At 35.4% G+C, this 1077-nt stretch carries 1 protein-coding gene; it reads right to left on the reverse strand.

Features of this window, described 5'->3' with window-relative positions:
* Positions 1 to 154: 154 nt before the first annotated feature.
* Positions 155 to 889, reverse strand: coding sequence for a replication initiation protein (locus ABT034_RS35270; RefSeq protein ID WP_350627192.1), 735 nt, complete (start codon positions 887 to 889; stop codon positions 155 to 157).
* Between the last annotated feature and the right edge of the window lie 188 nt (positions 890 to 1077).

The following is a 1077-nucleotide window of genomic DNA, read 5'->3' on the forward strand; positions in this document are numbered from 1 at the left end:
TTTGATAAATCTATTGCTTTTTGTCATGATATGACCTCCAAAAAAATAATTCATTTTAGAAGTCCGCACGCATATGCTAGAATAAACTAGCAATCGTAGTGGGTTGCGTACGGACTTGCCTAACTTGCTTAAATGTGAGGGGGCAAGTTCTTTTTTATTTTGTCCAATCATGCATTGGAATTCTTGGTTTGTTAGTCTTTAGACCTGAAAATGTAAATTCCAGTTTGGCAATTTTATTGCCTTTTTTTGCTTTGATTTTTGTGACCTTTAGGTCTCTGAAATAGTTTTGTAATTCCCTTAGTGCAGGCTGTAAAACTTTTTGATCGATTTGTCCCATTTGGCGATAGCTCTCCGGAATATCCATTCGTTCTTTAAAATCTTCAATTCTCACAATATAATAACCAGTAGAGCGATATTGCATAAGCAATCGGAATAATGTTTTTGCATAGGTAGAGCGAATCGAAGTGAAAGCAGATAATTCAAACCTAGAAACCTCAGTAGTTAAACCATTGATAATGTAGTCCAGTTTTGGATTAACACTCACATCGACAAACATTTTAGAGACATTAATTTCAAACCCTGTAAACAATACGAAACGTTTGATAACTCGGTCGCCATCTTCATTGATCTCATCCGTACGGTAAGACATACTGATCATTTTTTGATAGACATTCTCCAAATCATGAACGAATCTATCATTACCAGTAAACTTATATTCACTCAATTCTTTCAACTCTTCAAAAGAAAAGCGCACATTGTCTAGTCCACGCTCTTTCATACGAGCACATAATGCAAAGAACAAATCCATTTCTTTAGCGTTGAATTCTTTTAAAGGCACAAGGTTCAATTCATTTTGATATCTAACTGCTAAATCCGTTTTCTTGTCCATTCCTTTCCCCCCTCACATTAAAAATATAACAAACACTAACCTAAATGTAAACAGGTAGTGTTGGTACTCATACAAAATGGTGTTAGTACTCATACAAAATGGTGTTGGTACTCATACAAAATGGTGTTGGTACTCATACAAAATGGTGTTAGTACCATTCTGTATCGCTTGGGAGAGTAAGGCGCAAC

This window comes from Streptomyces sp. NPDC002773 (assembly GCF_040295605.1).
In the GTDB taxonomy this organism is placed as follows: domain Bacteria; phylum Actinomycetota; class Actinomycetes; order Streptomycetales; family Streptomycetaceae; genus Streptomyces.

Bases quoted from the DNA above. Each gene is read 5' to 3' on its own strand.
- ABT034_RS35270 (WP_350627192.1), bottom strand. From the start codon at position 889: ATGGACAAGAAAACGGATTTAGCAGTTAGATATCAAAATGAATTGAAC.